At 36.0% G+C, this 19,127-nt stretch carries 14 protein-coding genes; 7 read left to right on the forward strand and 7 right to left on the reverse strand.

The annotated features are described in order from the left end of the window. Window positions 1-77 precede the first annotated feature (77 nt). Both ABF281_RS05195 and ABF281_RS05200 read left to right on the forward strand, forming a co-directional pair. Entirely contained in the window at window positions 78-1,292 is a 1,215-nt protein-coding gene (locus tag ABF281_RS05195; protein ID WP_347180625.1) for a cysteine desulfurase, read from the forward strand. Window positions 1,293-1,398: 106 nt separating this feature from the next. Further along, a complete protein-coding gene (locus ABF281_RS05200) occupies window positions 1,399-2,328 on the forward strand; it encodes a 5,10-methylenetetrahydrofolate reductase (protein ID WP_347180626.1) in 930 nt (309 codons plus the stop codon). An 88-nt stretch (window positions 2,329-2,416) separates the two neighbouring features. Here the strand turns inward: ABF281_RS05200 and ABF281_RS05205 are convergent, their stop codons facing one another. Next, window positions 2,417-3,412 carry an aspartate-semialdehyde dehydrogenase gene (locus ABF281_RS05205; RefSeq protein ID WP_347180627.1) on the reverse strand — a complete coding sequence of 332 codons (996 nt, stop codon included), beginning with the start codon at window positions 3,410-3,412 and terminating at the stop codon, window positions 2,417-2,419. 238 nt (window positions 3,413-3,650) lie between these two features. On the opposite strand from ABF281_RS05205, the gene ABF281_RS05210 reads away from it, so the two are divergent. The 5 genes from ABF281_RS05210 (at window position 3,651) to ABF281_RS05230 (ending at window position 11,263) form a co-directional block, all read left to right on the forward strand. Next, entirely contained in the window at window positions 3,651-4,511 is an 861-nt protein-coding gene (locus tag ABF281_RS05210) for an AraC family transcriptional regulator (protein ID WP_347180628.1), read from the forward strand. A 93-nt stretch (window positions 4,512-4,604) separates the two neighbouring features. Continuing rightward, the gene (locus tag ABF281_RS05215; protein WP_347180629.1) at window positions 4,605-7,535 is read left to right on the forward strand and encodes a TonB-dependent receptor; all 2,931 of its coding nucleotides are present in this window, start codon (window positions 4,605-4,607) and stop codon (window positions 7,533-7,535) included. Window positions 7,536-7,820: 285 nt separating this feature from the next. After that, window positions 7,821-8,483: a succinate dehydrogenase cytochrome b subunit gene (locus ABF281_RS05220; RefSeq protein WP_347180630.1), complete on the forward strand. Its 663-nt coding sequence runs from the start codon at window positions 7,821-7,823 to the stop codon at window positions 8,481-8,483. Between the two features lie 12 nt (window positions 8,484-8,495). Continuing rightward, window positions 8,496-10,508: a fumarate reductase/succinate dehydrogenase flavoprotein subunit gene (locus ABF281_RS05225; protein WP_347180631.1), complete on the forward strand. Its 2,013-nt coding sequence runs from the start codon at window positions 8,496-8,498 to the stop codon at window positions 10,506-10,508. Between the two features lie 14 nt (window positions 10,509-10,522). Continuing rightward, on the forward strand, window positions 10,523-11,263 hold the full coding sequence (locus ABF281_RS05230) for a succinate dehydrogenase/fumarate reductase iron-sulfur subunit (protein ID WP_347180632.1): 741 nt from the start codon (window positions 10,523-10,525) through the stop codon (window positions 11,261-11,263). Between the two features lie 91 nt (window positions 11,264-11,354). Here ABF281_RS05230 and ABF281_RS05235 read toward each other — a convergent pair whose 3' ends face one another. From ABF281_RS05235 to purE, 6 genes are all read right to left on the reverse strand, one after another. Continuing rightward, a complete protein-coding gene (locus ABF281_RS05235) occupies window positions 11,355-12,122 on the reverse strand; it encodes a TatD family hydrolase (RefSeq protein WP_347180654.1) in 768 nt (255 codons plus the stop codon). Window positions 12,123-12,286: 164 nt separating this feature from the next. Next, window positions 12,287-13,579 (reverse strand): voltage-gated chloride channel family protein, encoded by a 1,293-nt coding sequence (locus ABF281_RS05240; RefSeq protein ID WP_347180633.1) that lies wholly within the window; start codon window positions 13,577-13,579, stop codon window positions 12,287-12,289. Window positions 13,580-13,585: 6 nt separating this feature from the next. Further along, complete coding sequence (locus ABF281_RS05245) at window positions 13,586-14,083, reverse strand: DUF3575 domain-containing protein (RefSeq protein ID WP_347180634.1); 498 nt, start codon at window positions 14,081-14,083, stop codon at window positions 13,586-13,588. Window positions 14,084-14,139: 56 nt separating this feature from the next. After that, window positions 14,140-17,460 carry a hypothetical protein gene (locus ABF281_RS05250; RefSeq protein WP_347180635.1) on the reverse strand — a complete coding sequence of 1,107 codons (3,321 nt, stop codon included), beginning with the start codon at window positions 17,458-17,460 and terminating at the stop codon, window positions 14,140-14,142. A 155-nt stretch (window positions 17,461-17,615) separates the two neighbouring features. Further along, entirely contained in the window at window positions 17,616-18,593 is a 978-nt protein-coding gene (locus tag ABF281_RS05255) for a polyprenyl synthetase family protein (RefSeq protein WP_347180636.1), read from the reverse strand. A 45-nt stretch (window positions 18,594-18,638) separates the two neighbouring features. Next, window positions 18,639-19,124, reverse strand: coding sequence for a 5-(carboxyamino)imidazole ribonucleotide mutase (purE, locus tag ABF281_RS05260; protein WP_347180637.1), 486 nt, complete (start codon window positions 19,122-19,124; stop codon window positions 18,639-18,641). Window positions 19,125-19,127 lie beyond the last annotated feature (3 nt).

A 19,127-nucleotide genomic window follows, 5' to 3' on the forward strand; every position in this document is an offset into this window, starting at 1 on the left:
CAAAAATCAAAAGAAGAGACCTTAGCTTTTTAGATTTCAGTGCGAAAGGAGTACCTTTGTCTCAAAGATAAGAATCGATGATTAATATAGAAAAGGTAAGATCAGATTTTCCCATCTTACAACAAACAGTAAATGGAAAGCCTTTGGTGTATTTTGACAACGCAGCAACAAGTCAAAAGCCAAAAGAGGTGATAGATGCCATTTCAAATTATTATGCGACTATTAATTCAAATGTTCACAGAGGAGTACATACTTTAAGTCAGGTCGCCACTGATGCCTTTGAAGCGACAAGAAAAAAGTTAAAAGCACATTTTAACCCTGCGCATGAACACGAAATTATTTTTACTCGTGGAACGACAGAAGCGGTTAATTTAGTGGCAAGTACCTTAACTTCATCAATCAAAAGCACAGATGAAATCATCATCTCTGCTTTAGAACATCATTCCAATATTGTGCCTTGGCAAATGCTCTGTGAAAGAACAGGCGCTACCTTAAAAGTCATTCCTATGAATGATAAGGGAGAGTTGTTGATGGAGGTCTATGACGAGTTGTTGTCTGAGCACACAAAAATAGTAGCTGTAAATCATATTTCTAACGCTTTGGGTACCATCAATCCAGTGGAAGAAATCATCAGAAAAGCACATCAACATGGTGCCTGGGTATTGATAGATGGGGCACAGTCTACTCCTCATATGAATGTAGATTTTCAAGCACTAGATTGTGATTTTTATACTTGTTCTGCTCATAAAATGTTTGGTCCTACCGGTATTGGTTTTTTGTATGGAAAAGAAGCCATTTTAAACGCCCTACCTCCTTATCACGGAGGAGGAGAAATGATTAAAGATTGTGGTTTTGACAAAACAACGTATGCAGAATTGCCACATAAATTTGAAGCAGGAACACCTAATATTGCAGATGTCATTGCCTTTGGTACTGCAGTAGATTATGTCAATAAAATAGGGATTGAAAACATAGAAGCTGCCGAACGTGAGTTGCTAAAATATGGAACCGAACAGTTGAGTAAAATTCCAAACTTAAAAATTTACGGAACTGCTAAAAACAAAGCGAGTGTTATTTCTTTTAACATTGGTGACATACACCCTTTTGATATCGGAACAATTGTAGATAAATTGGGTATTGCGGTCAGGACTGGACATCACTGTACACAGCCTATTATGACTCGTTTTAATCTTCCTGGAACGATTAGAGCTTCTTTTGCTTTTTACAATACCAAAGAAGAAATAGATGTTTTGGTCGCCGCACTACAAAGAGCAGCGATGATGCTTTCATAAGCTTAGCCGATTTGGAACGATTAATTTTAAAGAAAATGGTTGTTCTATTGGCTCATACAACATTTATTAAGCGAAGCAAAGTATAACTCTGATCACCAAAAAGACAATGAATTCAAAAGTATTAAGAAAGAAAATAGAAGATAGAGAGGGAGGCTATTTGTTTTATGGATTGACACCTCCAAAAATTTCTACTGATGAAGAAAAAATTACTGCGATAGCCCAGCGCCAAATGGATCGTTTAGAAGGATTAGATATTGATGGGCTGGTGTTGTATGACATCCAAGATGAATCTTCTAGAAATAACAATCCAAGACCGTTCCCTTTCCTTTCTACCTATGCACCTGATGAATATGCTAATACTTACTTGCAGGATTTAAAAGTGCCTAAAATTATTTACAAGAGTGTTGACAAATTTACGGAAGACACTTTGAAGACTTGGTTGAAAGAAAATGAAAGTAAGATCGATTTGACAGTGTTTGTAGGAGTGCCTTCAAAAAAACAACAGGTGAACTTGTCTTTGCAGGAAGCCTATCGCATCAAAAAAGATTCATCAACAAGTATTCAAATGGGTGGGGTAACCATTCCAGAACGTCATTTTACAAAAGGAGATGAGCATATTAGGTTGTCTAATAAAGTAGCAAACGGTTGTTCGTTCTTTATCTCTCAGTGCGTATATAATTTAGACAATGCTAAAGATTTATTGTCGGATTATTATTTCTATACTCAAGAGAAAGGAATTCAACCGATACCCATTATTTTTACGCTAACCCCTATTGGTTCCCTAAAGACTTTAGAGTTCACCAAATGGTTAGGAATCGACATCCAACGGTGGCTTGAAAATGAATTAAAAGTATCTTCCGATATTTTAAATGCTTCCATAGGGATTTGTGAATACATAGCAAAGGATCTCATAGGTTTTGCCAGAGAAAAAAATATGCCTATTGGTTTTAATATAGAATCGGTAGCGATTAGAAAAACAGAAATAGACGCTTCTATTCAATTGGTCAAAACAATCAAAGAAATGATGAGGGAATAAGGCTCATCAGTACTAAAAAACGCCATCACAAATTTCAATTAAAAAGTGAAATTTGTGATGGCGTTTGTATATCGTATAGAGTAAAAGACTATCCTAATAATCCTTTAGCCACTAAATATTCAGCGATTTGAACTGTGTTTGTTGCAGCCCCTTTACGCAAGTTATCGGCAACAACCCACATGTTTAGCGTGTTTGGTAATGATTCATCTCTACGAATACGCCCAACAAACACTTCGTCTTTATCGTGAGCCAATGCAGGCATTGGATAAATATTGTTTGCCAAATCGTCTTGAACGATGATACCAGGAGTTGCTTCTAAAATAGCTCTTACTTCGGTCAAATCAAAGTCATTGAGAAATTCAACGTTTACTGCTTCTGAGTGTCCACCAGCAGTTGGTATTCTAACAGCAGTTGCTGTAATGGCAAAAGAGTCATCTCCTAAAATTTTCTTAGGTTCTTTTACCAATTTCATCTCTTCTTTTGTGTATCCATTTTCCATGAAAATATCACAGTGAGGAATCGCATTACGATTGATAGGATATTGATAAGCCATCTCTCCATCTGTAATTCCATTTTGTTCATTCTCTAATTGTCTTACAGCAGCCACCCCAGTTCCAGAAACAGATTGATAGGTTGAGACAATGAGACGTCTCATTTTATACCTTTCGTGTAAAGGTGCCAAAGCCATGACCAATTGGATGGTTGAACAGTTTGGATTGGCTATGATTTTATCTTCCGCAGTCAATACGTCACCGTTGATTTCTGGTACAACTAGTTTTTTTGTTGGATCCATTCTCCAAGCCGAAGAGTTGTCTACTACGGTAGTCCCAGCAGCTGCAAATTTTGGAGCCCAAGTCAAAGAAGTATCACCTCCTGCAGAAAATAAAGCGACATCTGCATTCATTTTTACAGCATCCTCTAATGTGACAACAGTGTATTTTTCCCCCTTGTATTCTAATTGTTTACCCGCTGAACGTTCCGATGCTACAGGGATTAATTCTGTTACAGGAAAGTTTCTTTCTGCTAATACTTTCAACATTACCGTACCTACCATTCCGGTAGCTCCTACTACTGCAACTTTCATATGATTCTATTTTATAGTTAATTAAGGGCACAAAGATGCTAAAAAAGTGTCTTGTATGATAGTGTAATACTCAAAATATGTGCTGTTTGTTGAATTTTCATCTAATTTAAGAGTTTCTATAAATATTTAAACGGCAAAGATTTTGCAAACGGACTATCGGTGTGTGATTTCAGAATCAATACTTTTTTTGCTACTTTTGTAGTTATTAAAGTGTATTTGTTAATTTAATTCAATAGCATTGAAACCAAAATATCTCAATAGAACCCCAGCTCATACAAGTTTTAGTGCTTCGACCAATACTGAAAAACATTTTTTAAGGGTTTGGCATTTTCACAAAGAATTAGAATTGCATTATACTTGTTCAAGTACAGGTACATTGTTTGCTGGCGATTATATCGGTAAATTTGCTCAGGGAGACTTAGTGCTTTTGGGGAAAAACCTTCCACATTTATGGATGAATAGTGAGGAATATTTTATACCAGAAAATGATTTGCTAGCCACTGCAAGCGTCGTTCACTTTAAAGAGGAGTTTTTGGGGGATGTGTTTTTAGACCAACCTGAAATAGCTGAGATAAAGAATCTTTTTTTAAAAGCTAGAAGAGGAGTTGTTTTTAAAGGGGATACTTCGGCCATTCATGAGAAAATCCAATCTATGATTTCACTCACGGGAATGAAAAAGCTAATTCAGTTGTTAGATATTTTAAACGATTTGGCCCAGTGGGAATCAATTGAGGTCATGTCAAGTGAAGCTTTTGTAAAAGGATTTTCTGACAATAAGCTAAAAAAATTAGAAGTTGTTTATGAGTACATTTACAATTATTTTAATTCAGATATTTCACTAGAAAAAGTGGCTGAGGTCGCTTGTATGAATCCTTCAGCATTCAGTAGATATTTTAAAAAAGCACATGGTAAAAACTTCATTAAATATGTAAATGAATTGCGCGTAAATTATGCCTGTAAATTAATCTTAGACCATAAATACTCAATCATTGAAATCTGTTTTGAAAGCGGATTCAACAATTTGTCAAATTTCAACAGACAATTCAAAATAATTACGGGTTGTGCTCCTTCTAACTATCTTAAGGCCCAGCAAATATAACCCGTAAAAACACGTAAAAAATACGTAAAATTAGAGGGAAAGAGTCTTCTAGACAATTTAAATAATAACTTGTAGGTAACAAAATTATAAGTTATGGAAAAATTATGTTTTAGAAAGTACTTCATCTTATTATTGATGTCTAGTTTGAGTTGTTTTTACAGTATGGGGCAATCTATCCAAGGTAAAATCATTGACAAAAAAGGAAATCCACTATCCTATGTGACTGTTCTTGAAAAAGGGACCGATAATGGAGTGGTCTCTGATGATCTAGGGGAATTTACGCTAAGGGTAAATAAAGTTCCTACATGGCTAGAAGTATCATTTATTGGGTATGCCACAGTAACCAGAAAAGCGTCCAGTTTTGATAGGCACTTGACCATTACTTTGGAGCAAAGTTTTGAATTGGAGGAAGTAGTACTGATTGGTTCCAGAAATACCAATAGAACCGTCGTTAATACACCAGTCCCAGTAGACGTGGTTGATATGAAGACCCTCACAAGTCAGGGCGCTCAGACCTCTATTAATGAAATTTTAAATTATGTAGCCCCTTCATTTACATCACAAACTCAGACGGTTTCAGATGGTACAGATCATTTAGATCCGGCTTCTTTAAGAAGTTTGGGACCCGACCAGGTTTTAGTACTTATTAATGGAAAAAGAAGACATACCAGTGCACTTATTAATACCAATGGAACTGTGGGTGCGGGTAGCGTAGGAACCGACATGAATGCCATTCCAACAGCTGCTATTGAAAGAATAGAAGTATTAAGAGATGGAGCCGCGGCTCAATATGGTTCAGATGCTATAGCTGGAGTTGTCAATGTCGTATTAAAAAAAGGAACAGGAGTTTTAGATTTTTCAATGACAAGTGGGGCAAACTTCAGTGAAAATGCAAACCAATTTGAAGGTGGGATTGATGGACAGAAAACACAATTTGATGTAAATTACGGATTGCCAATAGGAACAAAAGGAGGTTATATCAATTTTACAGGGTCTATGGCTACCAGAGAACCTGCATTACGTAACAAAGATTTTGCAGGAGATATTTTTAAAGGCTATCACGCTGCTGAAAGAATTTTTAGTGCTAATGGTGGAAATGTTGGTAGTATGACTTTGGAAAACTATCAAAATGCCGCAGCAGACATTACTTATTTAGACTCAGGAACAAAAGACCAAATTGCTGCATTAGACGTTTCGCAAGAAGCTGATATAGAATCTTTGAGAAGTTTGTTAAATTTTGATGCTGATGAAGACGAATTAGCCGCTAGAGGACAAACAAGAGCAGACTATCGTTTTAAAGTAGGAACCTCAAAGCTACGAGAAGGAAAGTTTTTTGGAAACTTGTCAATACCTGTTGGCGAGGATGCTGAATTTTATTCGTTTGGAGGAATTAGTTATAGAGAAGGTTTGTCTGCAGGGTTCTACAGAAGACCTGCTCAAATTGATGGTAGAGCAAATACACCAGCTTTCCCAAATGGTTTCTTGCCCCATATTACAACCAATATCTTGGACCAATCTTTGGCTTTTGGAATCAAAGGAAAAGTGAAGGAATGGGATGTTGATTTTTCTAATACTTATGGGAAAAATAATTTTGGAATAGGGGTTGAAAACTCGAGTAATGGAACTCAAGGCGGAGCCACTCAAACTGTCTTTGACGCTGGTTCATTGTCTTTTATTCAGAACATTTCAAATCTTGATTTTACCACTTTTAATGAAGATGTTTTAGAAGGATTAAACATAGCCTTTGGAGCAGAATATAAAGTAGAAAATTTTGAAATTTATGCTGGAGAAGAAGCTTCCTACACAAGTTATGATGTTAATGGAAATATAGTAACCAGTACAACAGAAGATAATTTATGGGTTAAAAATAATTTTACAGGAACTCCATTGGGGGGAGGCTCTCAAGTATTTAGGGGCTATGACCCAAAAAATGCAACTAATAAATACAGAAACAGTATTGCTGCTTACGCAGATATAGAACTAGATTTTACAGATCAATGGTTTGTAAGTGCTGCTGGAAGATTTGAAGATTTTTCTGATTTTGGGACTACTTTTAACTACAAAATAGCCTCTAGGTACAGTGTTACCGATGATGTTTCTTTCAGAGGTGCTCACAGTACTGGGTTTAGGGCACCTTCATTGCACCAACAATATTTTAGTAAAACAAGTACTGTCTTCGTTAATAGTGAAGTTTTTGAACAAGGTACCTTTACCAATGATAGTAGAGCGGCAAAATTAATAGGTGTAGAAAAGCTGAGAGAAGAAACTTCACAAAGCTTTAGTTTAGGAGTTACAATAAAACCGTCAAACGATTTGACCATTACCGCAGATGCTTATCAAATAGATATAGCCGATAGAATTGTTTACAGTGGAAGTTTTGACGCAGGAGGTAGTACAGAGTTGGCTGAGATTTTTAAAAGTGCAGGAGCAACTAGTGCGCGTTTCTTTGTCAATGCGATAGATACTAGATCTAAAGGATTTGAAGTTGTGATTTCACAACAAGGAGAAATCATCAACGGATTGAGTTTAAAAAATGATTTGTCAGGAACATTTTCAGAAACAGAAATCACCGCGTTAAAAATTCCTAAAAAAATTGTTGATGCGGGACAGAGTACTAATTTTTTTGATGGGCAAGAAGAAGCTTTTTTAACACTTGCTCAGCCTAGAACCAAAGTAAGTTTGTCTAATGTTTTGTCTTTTGGAAAATGGATTGTTTTGTTGAGGAATGTTTACTTTGGGGAGGTCACAGATCCAGATGATTATATTGGTGTTTCGCGTGCTGGAGATAGGGAGGCAAGTGATGATGCTATTTATGGAGCCAAAGTTGTTACCGATTTATCGATTTCACTAGCGTTACACGAAAACACAAGCCTTACCCTTGGCGCCAATAATCTTCTTGATATCTATCCAGATGAAAATAGAATTGCAGAAAAGAATAGAGATCAATTTGTTTATTCTAGGAGGACTTCACAGTTTGGGTACACAGGAAGGTATTTGTTTGCAAGGGTAAATATCAAACTATAGTCTTGACAGTGTCACTGGCCATTCAAATTAGATATCGATTAAAAAAAGGTGAGCCTATTAGGAAAGGCTCACCTTTTTAATTCACGTGGTGGCAAATTCCTGTAGTGAAAATGTTTTTGTTAAAAATTGTAAGAAAAAATAGAGATTTGAAGATTTTTTAAATTTTAACTTGTAATCTATCTAAATAGAGGGTGAAATTGCTCAAATCCAAATAATAATCATCTAAATAGCTTAATTTTGCTAACGTTTTATTAATAAAGTTAACCTTTTAAACATTACAATATAATGAGTGGAGTTTTATCTTCTTCGATAGGAAGGAAAGTAGCGATGGCAGCTTCTGCTTTCTTTTTGATGTTTTTCTTATTGCAACATTTTGTAATCAATCTAACATCTATTTTTAGTGCTGACGTTTTTAATGAATTGTCTCACTTTATGGGGAACAATCCCCTAGTACAATTTGCACTTCAACCCATACTAATTTTTGGTGTCGTTTTTCACTTCGTGATGGGATTTGTATTAGAGCTTAAAAACAAAGCCTCTCGAACGATAAAATATGTCAAATACAATGGTGCAGCTAATGCTTCTTGGATGAGTAGAAATATGATATATTCAGGATTGGCTATTTTGGCTTTTATCGTATTACATTTTATTGATTTTTGGTTTCCAGAAATCAATCACAAATACATAGCTGTGTTGCCAACAGATCCTAACCGATATTTTGGCGAATTGGTACATAAGTTCCACAGTCCAGTTAGAACTGGAGCATATGTAGCAGCATTTGCATTTTTAGCCTTACACTTATTACATGGATTTAAATCTGCGTTCCAATCAAGTGGTATGAGTGCTAAGCGCGCGGCAAAGTTAGAAACCGTATCAAAAATATATGCAATAGGAATTCCAGTAGGATTCATGATTATTGCTTTGTTTCACCATTTCAATCAACACTAAGACATTTTAATTATGGCATTAGATTCAAAAGTACCACAAGGTCCTATCGCTGATAAATGGACAAATTATAAAAATCATATTGATTTAGTAAACCCTGCAAACAAACGTAACATTGATGTTATTGTTGTAGGAACAGGTTTGGCAGGAGGGTCTGCATGTGCAACCTTAGCTGAACTTGGTTATAACGTAAAAGCATTTGCGTATCAAGATTCACCTCGTAGAGCTCATTCCATTGCAGCACAAGGAGGAATCAACGCAGCAAAAAATTACCAAGGAGATGGAGACTCTATCTACAGGTTGTTTTATGACACAGTAAAAGGAGGAGATTATCGTGCTCGTGAAGCCAACGTATATCGTTTGGCAGAAGTTTCAGCAAACATTATTGACCAATGTGTAGCACAAGGAGTACCTTTTGCACGTGACTATGGAGGATTGTTAGACAATCGATCTTTTGGAGGGGTATTGGTTTCTCGAACTTTTTATGCAAAAGGACAAACAGGACAGCAACTATTATTAGGAGCTTATTCTGCAATGAATCGTCAAATTGGACGTGGAAAAATTAAGATGCATACCCGTCATGAAATGATGGATGTTGTATTGGTAGATGGAAAAGCAAGAGGAATCATTGCTCGAAACTTAGTAACAGGTGAAATTGAAAGACATTCCGCACATGCCGTAGTTATTGCTTCAGGTGGTTATGGAAATGTATTCTATTTGTCTACGAATGCTATGGGTTCAAATGTGTCTGCTTCCTGGAAGATTCATAAGAAAGGAGCTTATTTTGCAAACCCTTGTTATACACAAATACATCCAACATGTATACCTGTATCTGGAGATCATCAATCTAAATTGACATTGATGTCTGAATCTTTACGTAATGATGGTCGTATTTGGGTGCCAGCTAAATTAGAAGATGCTCAAGCCATTAGAGATGGAAAGAAAAAAGCAACAGATTTAGTTGAGGCTGATAGAGATTATTTCTTGGAGAGAAGATATCCTGCGTTTGGAAATTTAGTACCACGTGATGTTGCCTCTCGTGCAGCAAAAGAACGTTGTGATGCTGGATTTGGAGTGAATGCTACTGGAGAAGCAGTGTATTTAGATTTTGCAGCAGCGATTGAGCGTTACGGAATTGAGCAAGCGTTGATCCAAGGAGACCAAAATCCATCTAAAGAAAAAGTGAACACTTTAGGAACAGCTATTGTTAAAGCAAAATACGGGAACTTGTTCCAGATGTATTATAAAATTGCGGATGAAGATCCATATACATCACCGATGAAAATCTATCCAGCGGTTCACTATACTATGGGAGGAACTTGGGTAGATTATAACTTGATGACTACCATACCAGGATGTTATGCGATTGGAGAGGCCAACTTTTCTGAGCACGGAGCAAATCGTTTAGGTGCCTCTGCATTGATGCAAGGTTTGGCTGATGGATATTTTGTCTTGCCTTATACGATAGGGGATTATTTATCTAAAGACATTAGAACTGGAAAAATCCCTACAGATACTCCTGAATTTGAAGAAGCTGAACATGCTGTAAAAGAGCAAATCAATTCCTTAATCAACAATAATGGATCTAAATCAGTAGATTATTTCCATAAGCGTTTGGGTAAAATCATGTGGAATAAAGTAGGAATGTCTAGAAATGAGCAAGGATTGAAAGAAGCTATGGCTGAAATCAAAGCATTGCGTGAAGAATTCTGGAAAGAAGTAAACGTACCTGGTACAGCAGATACTTTTAATGAAGAATTGGCCAAAGCGGGTCGTGTAGCAGATTTCCTAGAGTTAGGAGAGTTGTTCGCAAAAGATGCTTTGACAAGAGAAGAATCTTGTGGAGGTCATTTCCGTGAAGAATCTGCAGAAACTGAAGGACCTCAAAAAGGTGAAGCCAAGAGAGATGACGAAAACTTTGCATTTGTTTCTGCTTGGGAATACAAAGGAGAACCAGCAGATGCAGTACTGCACAAAGAACAATTAGAGTTTAACGATATTGAGTTAAAAACAAGATCATATAAATAAGAAAGACCATGGATATGAATTTAAAACTTAAAATCTGGCGACAAAAAGGTGCCAATGATGAAGGTCAAATGGTAGATTACAACTTAGGTGGGGTATCTCCAGATATGTCTTTCTTAGAGATGTTAGATGTATTAAACGAAAAAATAATTAACGAAGGTGGAGTGCCCGTAGCTTTTGATCACGATTGTAGAGAGGGAATCTGTGGAATGTGTTCTTTGTATATCAATGGGGAAGCACATGGTCCAGATAGAGGCGTAACTACTTGTCAATTACACATGCGTAAGTTTAAAGATGGAGATACTATATACATAGAGCCTTTCCGTGCGAAAGCGTTTCCTGTGGTAAAAGATTTAGTTGTAGATCGTTCAGCTTTTGACAGAATACAACACCAAGGAGGATTTATTTCTGTAAATACTTCTGGAAATACTCAAGATGCAAACTCATTACCAATTTCTAAATACGCTGCCGATGAAGCTATGGATGCTGCAACATGTATCGGATGTGGTGCTTGTGTAGCGACTTGTAAGAACTCATCTGCGATGTTGTTTGTAGGTGCGAAAGTTTCTCAATATGCTTTATTGCCACAAGGACAGGTTGAAGCGGCAGATCGTGTGCGAAATATGGTAGCCCAAATGGATGCTGAAGGTTTTGGAAACTGTACCAACACAGGTGCTTGTGAAGTAGAGTGTCCAAAAGGAATTTCTTTGGATAACATTGCTAGAATGAACCGAGAGTTTTTTAAAGCAAATATTTAGGATAAAAGTTAAATCTTTTTAAATCCCCTTTGACGATGAGTCAAAGGGGATTTTTTTGTTAGCATAGTGCTTAAAAGTAAAATGAAGGGGTTTAAACTCCAAAAATATCGATACTGTTTTGAGTTGTTATCTCAGCAATTTCACTAAGACTCTTATGGTAGAGGCTAGCCAGTTTTTCAGCCACCTTGATGACATACATAGATTCGTTTCGTTTTCCTCTATAGGGAGTGGGAGCCAAATAAGGCGCATCGGTTTCTAGCACGATATGTTCAAGAGGAATTTCAGCTAAAAACGAATCTATTTTTCCATTTTTAAAAGTAGCCACACCACCAATACCAAGTTTTAGATTATAGCCAATGGCTTGCTTCGCGTCTTCTAGGGTTCCTGTGAAACAATGGAAAATTCCAAATAGTCGATCGGATTTCTCTTCTTCTAAAATTTCAAATATTTCTTTAAAAGCATTTCTACAATGAATATTGATTGGTAAACCAAATTCTTTTGCCCATTGCACCTGAGTTCTAAAAGCTTTTTTTTGTAAATCAATGTAGGTGTCTTCCCAATACAAGTCGATACCGATTTCGCCCACAGCAACAAATTTACCGCTTTCTAGCCATGTTCTGGCAATGGCCAATTCTTTCTTATAATTCTCTTTGACATGCGTAGGGTGGACCCCAATCATCAAATGTATATTGTTTGGAAACTCTTCTGCCAGGGTCAACATTCCTTCGGTGTATTCAGAATCTATAGAGGGTATGAATAGTCGATTTACTCCTGAATCTATTGCGCGCTGAATCATTTGATGTCTATCCTCATCAAATTGCTCGCTATTTAAATGTGTGTGGGTATCAGTAAAAACCATTGACAGAATTTTTGCTGTAAATATAGGCATATATCTGTTTTTACCTGTCTTACAGATGGTTTTAGTAAGATTATTTATTGTGTAGCAATTATGTATTTCAGTAGTAGTCACTAAAAACAAGGAAAAGATAGTGTTAGAGAAAATATAAAGAATTGCTAAACCTGTTATTCTCTATGAATTTCGTTAAGTTTAGCTCCCTCTTCTGTTGTGTATTTATCAGATTTAGAGATGCCAACGATTTGGGAGCTGTAAATTCCTGTATGACCAGAAAATAGATAAGCAGTTATACAGGCAATGGCAATATAAACCCCACTTTCTATTCCAAACAATTCAATCCCCATTAAAGTACAAGCAATTGGCGTATTGGTGGCCCCAGAAAAGACAGCAACAAACCCCATCCCAGCCAATAACCCAATAGGCAAAGGAACAAATAGAGACAGGGCACTACCTAGCGTCGCTCCAATAAAAAAAAGAGGTGTTACTTCTCCACCTTTAAAACCAAAAGCGATACAAAACGTTGTCAAAATAATTTTGACAGCAAAATCATAGGGATTCATCGTGTTCACAAATGATTCTAAAAGGGTTGGAATCCCTAGTCCTATGTATTTTGTTCCTATAAAATATACTAAAATTGCAATGGCCATTCCTCCTATAACAGGTCGCAGAGGTGGATATTGAATACGTTTAGAAAATTGACTAAAGAAGTGAATTCCTTTTGAAAAAAAAGTGCTCACAATACCAAAAAGAATTCCAACAACAAGGCTCCATAAAAAGGAAATGGCATTGAGTTTAGGGATCAAACCAATAGTATAGTGGGTGTGAGGAATGTGTAAATAATGGGTAAACTCTATGGAGATCGCGTTAGAAATTACGGCAACCAAAAGACAAGGTAAAAGCGCGTTGTATTTGATTTTCCCTATAAAGAGTACTTCTAAAGCAAAAACAGCAGCAGCTAGTGGAGTACCAAATAGTCCTGCAAAACCACTACTAATTCCCATCAGAATTAGTATTTTTCGATCTTGTTTGTTTACGTTAAACCAGCCAGAAAACTGATCGGCAATGGCACCACCAATTTGTACCGCGGTGCCTTCACGTCCCACAGAAGCGCCAAACAAATGAGAGGCAACCGTTCCTATAAAGACAAAAGGAGCCATCCTAAAAGGAATCATTTTTTTAGGGGTATTTATTTCATCCAAGAGTAGATTGTTGCCCTTTGCTACAGTTTGTCCATAATAATGATATAGGAGACCTACAAAGAGTCCAGCAACAGGGAGCAACCAAATGATCGTTTTATTTGCTTCTCGGTAATGGGTAGCCCAATGTAGTGAGGCTAACAAAAAAGCAGATGCAGTTCCAACGATTGTACCGATAACTATTGAGAATCCTACCCACTTTAAAAATTCTTTATGGATAGAAGTGACATTAGAAATGGGACTGAACTTTCTCAAACGCGTCATAGATATTTAGAATTGTTTACCTATGCTAATCCCATGTCTTTGTACAAATTCTCTTGAAACTTGAGAGTTAAATAAGTTCCTCCCTAAGCCAGTATTGATTTCAAAAATATATCCATTTTGAGAAATATGCTTTATTCCCAGGCCTAGACCTAGGGCAAAATCTGAATAATTTTGAGAGGAGCCATTTGCATCCTTTTTCGTTTCAGCAAAGTTTAAACTTCCAAACAATTCTCCAAACACATCAAATCCTCTACTTTCTGTTATAAATTGACGGAAGTATGGCGTGATTTGAAAGTCTTCATGGTATCTAAAGTTAGAATCTTTTGGTTCGAAATTGAAGAACATAGAAACACCAACAGAAGCTTCGTTGTTTAGTTGATTCTCGTAAGAGATATCAAATGTTCTTAGTGCCAATACATCTAAAAGATCGACTTTAATTTGATTGTTTTGTGCGGAAACATCAAGGATCCCAAACAGGAAGAATAAAAAAAATATTTTTTTCATAGGTAAAAATATATAATTCAAAAATAGGGGATTTTTATCAAGTCGCCTAATTCCTTTTAAAAGTTTGCTCTTAATTGAACATTTCCGGTATGAATCGTCTGGCTTAAATTGTTTTTTCTTCCATTATAACTGATATTAAGATCAAGTAATGAAGTTATTTTTTTTTGTATGATCAATGACCAAGTAAAGTTTCGATCAGGTTGAAGTCCCTCAAGTATTCTATAAGAGGCAGGGGTGTTTAAAGGACCTGAGTACTTGTTCTCAACAATATTAAGTGTTGTGATGATTGAACCTTTTTTACTATGATTGTAGTTGTAGGCAATACCAAAATCGTGACTAATCAAATCCTCTAGGCCAATAACGTTTTTTTCTTTTCTGTAAGAGTACTCTGCCTCAAGATTAGAAAATTCATCTTTTATAAAACGAATAGAGGGGTTGATTTCTTTGGAGAGAATATCAAAATTTCTACTGCTAAAATTGTCGCTAGTATTGCTGTTGTTTTCTGAGTGAAGAGTTGTGTTTAAGATCCACGAATGTAAGAGATGGTGCTGGAAGTTAAGCTCGTAAAATTGTTGACTCGAAGTCTGAAAATCATGACCGATATTTTGGGTGTTTTTATTGCTTTGGTAGGTATAGGTCGTGCTGTAATGTTGCAGACCACGATTAAAAAACAAACTGCTTCTTACGTTTTGTTGTAATCCAACTACATTAGGGTTACTAGTGTCAAAGGGGTCAATATTGAATGTTACTCCTTCTTTTAGTTGGTCTTTGTGAATTAAAATACTGGATTGATTTGATAAATGAGACAGCATTCGTTGCCATTTAGAATCTCTGTTTTTCAAAGAGATAAAGTTTACGAATACCGATTGACTAAATTTTGCTTTTTGTGTAGCCATTTGCGAAAGGTTTGGTAACACAACTCTTAAATAATTTGCTTGATCTGTAAATTGAGCAACTTCAAACTCATCAAAATCTTTGATCTTATTGTTGTTTAGATCTCCTAAATAAGTGTAATAGCCTTGTCCAGCTTCTACTTCTATGTAGGTAAAGTTTTGTTGATTGGTACTCCCTGAAGAAGTTTCAAATACAGTTGCCCAGTGAACTATATTTTTGAAAAATCTTTGGGTATATTGTATTTGCCCGTTAAATACGTTAAGATCTTTAGAGTATATATGGTTTACTTTTCGGTAGTTCATAAAAGTACTTAAAGATGTTTTTTTGTTCATAATCAGTTTGCTTTTTAGCGTAAAATTATTTGCCTGTTGCACCCTTACAGACTGATTATTTCTCACACTATCAATTTGCATTCTGTTAAAACTAAACTTAGAATATACTTTTGTCGTATCTCCTACACCCATACTCACCCCAGTTTGGATAAGTTTTTGATTCGTAAGATTCAACATCTTTGATTGTGAGTTTTCTTGTTGGTTATCTTCGTATTTTAACGAAGTGCTCACCCATGCTTTTTTTAGTTGATACTTTACTGAGGTTAGGTTTCTAGCAAAATAGCCTTCCTCAGCGTTGTTGCTATTTTTCAAATAGCTGGTTTTAGTATTTAAAATGATGTTGCCAAATGTATTATGGGTGTTTAGACTTGTTTTATGGCCATGAAAAACAGTTCCTATTCTTAAGTAGTCAGTGTTGATATTGATCATGTGTATTTTGTCTTTAACAGCCGATAGCTTATTTCTAATGTAAGTTTGGTTCGATATTGAACTTGGATTTAAGTTGAAGTCTAAATTCCAATCTCTATTGAATTCAGGATTGTATAACCCCTCAATATTATTGAAGTTTTTTTGGATCACATCAATGTCCATCAGGTTATCAATATTCCAGCTGCTATGACTGATTTTTTGCTGCCAGGTCAATGTGGTGGCAATCCCATGATTCGAGGAATCATCTTTGGATGAAAATAAGTTTTGATCATTATTGCTGTAGGCGACTTCGGTACTGACAAATGAGTCTTCGTTTATTTGATAGTTTGCATTAACGGCTGTCATTTGTAGTTTGGTGGGTGCAATCAGTAGCGTAATAGGGGCGTAATCTCCTAAATTCGCTCCTACATATTTATAGATTGTTCCTGTTGCCGAAACTTGATCGATGAGATAATCTCCATTTTTTACTCCTGTATAGCTAAAAGACACATTATATAGGGTTGCATTTTCACTTGTACTATGTGTGTACGTGGTTTTTCCGTTCGAGGTTGTTTTTTCATACTGAATTCTATTTTCATCATAACTGCTTGAAACAGCACTGTTGGCTATCATTTTGCTACTATCATTTCCGGCTTCTTGTAGAATTATTTTTTGATTGTCATTCAGGTTTTGTTGGAGGTGTTGGGCCTTGACATCATTTTCGTTATAAAAATACGCGCCGAGAGTAACTTTTTTATTTTGATAACTCATCCCATTATGAGTGACAAACCGGTTGTAATTTTGATCGCTATATTGAAAATCTACAACAATTCTCTGAGAAGAATTGATAGGAAAAGTTGGGGTGAACACAATTTGAGCATTATTGTAATCTATGGTGTAGTCGTGCTGTTCTCCTCTCTTTAGTGCCATACCATTGACATAAACTGTTTCACTACCAGAAATGACCACAATGTTTAACTCGCCATTCACACCGTAAAGTTGATACGGACCCTGATTTCCTTCAATAGTGGAGATGTTTTGACTGTTAAATTTTCCTTTAACCAATGCGCCAGAAGCTGTAATTGATGTTTCTTGATCATCGTGGTCTAAGTCTATTTCTAGTTTGGCACCGTTAATTTTTTTAGTAAATGCCATAAAGTAACTTTCTTGATTTGTTAGATCAACATCACCTGCTTTTATTTTCCATTGGTCTGTGAAAAGCTCGATAAAAACACGATCAAATTCATTAATTCTTTGTGAAATTCCATTTTCTTGAATGGGAATATTAGTGTCTTTAATGCTAGCTCTAATTTTCAATTTTTCTGATAAATTTCCAGTGATTTGAAGGTCTAAACCTGAATTCAACACCGATCCTTGGTTGTTTCCAACCGTGATTCCACGGGTAAGATTACCATAGGTATTTAAATCTCCAAAAAAGTCAGTTTTGTCATAGCTTTTTTTGAGAGAAAAAGGGTTGGCAGATGGGGTTGCTTCTTTGAGGATTAAACTTTTGTCAAAGGGGCTATAGCTTTTGGTTAAAAAAGTGGGATAATTAAAATAGCTAACAGTTATTTTTTTTTGATCAGGATTATAAAAATATAGTTGAGCTTTTTGGGGATTGAAATAATATTGATTTGGTGGGATTAGCTGCTCTAAAGAATCCACAACTTTGAAGTTAACATTGCTAATGGCTACTTTTTCTAATTGTATAGTATCTTGATTGGGAGTAAAACTTTTGGTCATACGATTTTTGTTAGCTATCTGTCCATAAGAACTATAGCACAACAAAAAATAAAAAAGAATGCGAAAAATTTTCATTAACGGACAAAAGTGTGTGGACTAATTTAGTGAACTTTTTGTCAAAAAATAGTTTTGTAAAATGAAGCTCTAAAGGGTGTTTATTTTTTGCGTTCTACAACGTAGTCAATCATCGTTAGTAAAGATTCTTTGTATTCAGACTTCGGATATGAGTTTAAAATAGTTAGGGCTTTGTTTTTGTACTCGTGCATTTTATTTGTAGTGTATTCTAACCCACCATTGTCTTTTACAAATTGAATTACTTCCTTCACTCTCTTCTTATCCTTATTGTGGTTTTTTACCGAGTTGATGATCCATTTTCGTTCCTTAGCATCACAATTGTTTAAGGTATGGATCAACGGTAAAGTCATCTTTTGCTCTTTAATATCAATACCTGTAGGCTTCCCTATTTGCGCTTCAGAATAGTCAAAAAGATCATCTTTAATCTGGAATGCAACCCCTATATATTCTCCAAACAGTCGCATTTTATCGACTTCTGCTTGATTTGCTCCAACAGAAGTTGCACCAATCCCACAGCAAGCAGCAATCAAAGTTGCAGTTTTTTTTCTAATGATTTCAAAGTAAACATCTTCTGTGATGTCTAGACGTCTTGCTTTTTCAATCTGCAATAGTTCCCCTTCACTCATTTCTCTCACTGCGATAGAGATCAGCTTTAGGACATCAAAATCATCGTGATCAATACTCAATAACAATCCTTTGGAGAGTAAAAAATCACCAACCAAAACCGCAATTTTATTCTTCCATAAAGCGTTAATTGAAAAGAAACCTCTTCGTTTGTTACTGTCATCTACAACATCATCGTGGACGAGTGTCGCGGTATGAATCAATTCTATAACAGCAGCACCTCTATAGGTTTTTTCAGTAAATTTTCCGTTTGAAACCATTTTAGCGATGAGGAACACAAACATGGGTCGCATTTGTTTTCCTTTTCTACGAACAATGTAATAGGTGATTCTATTCAACAACGGTACCATAGTAGACATTGCTTCTTTGAATTTGTCTTCAAAGGCAGCCATTTCTATGTGAATGGGTTGTTGAATTTGTTTTGTAATTTTCATTCCGTCGCCAGGGGTTGTTTAATAGGGAAAAACCAAATGTGTTTTTTAACTGTTTTTAACTCTTTGAGCCGCTTCAGTAACTTTAATTTTTAAATTTTCTTTGTATTTTATAATACTATCCAAAACAGTACTATTAGAAGCACCTATAATTTGAGCCGCTAAGATTCCAGCATTCTTTGCACCATCCAAAGCAACCGTTGCTACAGGAACACCTCCAGGCATTTGTAAAATAGACAGTACCGAGTCCCAACCATCAATAGAATTACTTGATTTTACTGGAACACCAATGACAGGAAGGGGGCTCATGCTTGCCACCATTCCGGGGAGATGTGCAGCACCACCAGCACCTGCGATAATGACAGAGATTCCTCTTTTGTGAGCATTAGTAGAAAAATCAAAGAGTTTTTCAGGGGTTCTGTGCGCAGAAACAATATCTACTTCAGTTTCTATTTCTAATTCTTTTAAAATATCAATGGCTTGTTGCATGATTGGGAGATCAGAATCAGATCCCATTACGATGGCTACTTTCATTTT

This window comes from Wenyingzhuangia sp. (assembly GCF_039768515.1).
Taxonomy (GTDB): Bacteria; Bacteroidota; Bacteroidia; order Flavobacteriales; family Flavobacteriaceae; genus Wenyingzhuangia.

Bases quoted from the DNA above. Each gene is read 5' to 3' on its own strand.
- ABF281_RS05215 (WP_347180629.1), top strand. From the start codon at position 4,605: ATGGAAAAATTATGTTTTAGAAAGTACTTCATCTTATTATTGATGTCT.
- ABF281_RS05255 (WP_347180636.1), bottom strand. From the start codon at position 18,593: ATGAAAATTACAAAACAAATTCAACAACCCATTCACATAGAAATGGCT.
- ABF281_RS05205 (WP_347180627.1), bottom strand. From the start codon at position 3,412: ATGAAAGTTGCAGTAGTAGGAGCTACCGGAATGGTAGGTACGGTAATG.
- ABF281_RS05240 (WP_347180633.1), bottom strand. From the start codon at position 13,579: ATGACGCGTTTGAGAAAGTTCAGTCCCATTTCTAATGTCACTTCTATC.
- purE (WP_347180637.1), bottom strand. From the start codon at position 19,124: ATGAAAGTAGCCATCGTAATGGGATCTGATTCTGATCTCCCAATCATG.
- ABF281_RS05245 (WP_347180634.1), bottom strand. From the start codon at position 14,083: ATGAAAAAAATATTTTTTTTATTCTTCCTGTTTGGGATCCTTGATGTT.
- ABF281_RS05235 (WP_347180654.1), bottom strand. From the start codon at position 12,122: ATGGTTTTTACTGATACCCACACACATTTAAATAGCGAGCAATTTGAT.
- ABF281_RS05230 (WP_347180632.1), top strand. From the start codon at position 10,523: ATGAATTTAAAACTTAAAATCTGGCGACAAAAAGGTGCCAATGATGAA.
- ABF281_RS05225 (WP_347180631.1), top strand. From the start codon at position 8,496: ATGGCATTAGATTCAAAAGTACCACAAGGTCCTATCGCTGATAAATGG.
- ABF281_RS05195 (WP_347180625.1), top strand. From the start codon at position 78: ATGATTAATATAGAAAAGGTAAGATCAGATTTTCCCATCTTACAACAA.
- ABF281_RS05250 (WP_347180635.1), bottom strand. From the start codon at position 17,460: ATGACCAAAAGTTTTACTCCCAATCAAGATACTATACAATTAGAAAAA.
- ABF281_RS05200 (WP_347180626.1), top strand. From the start codon at position 1,399: ATGAATTCAAAAGTATTAAGAAAGAAAATAGAAGATAGAGAGGGAGGC.
- ABF281_RS05220 (WP_347180630.1), top strand. From the start codon at position 7,821: ATGAGTGGAGTTTTATCTTCTTCGATAGGAAGGAAAGTAGCGATGGCA.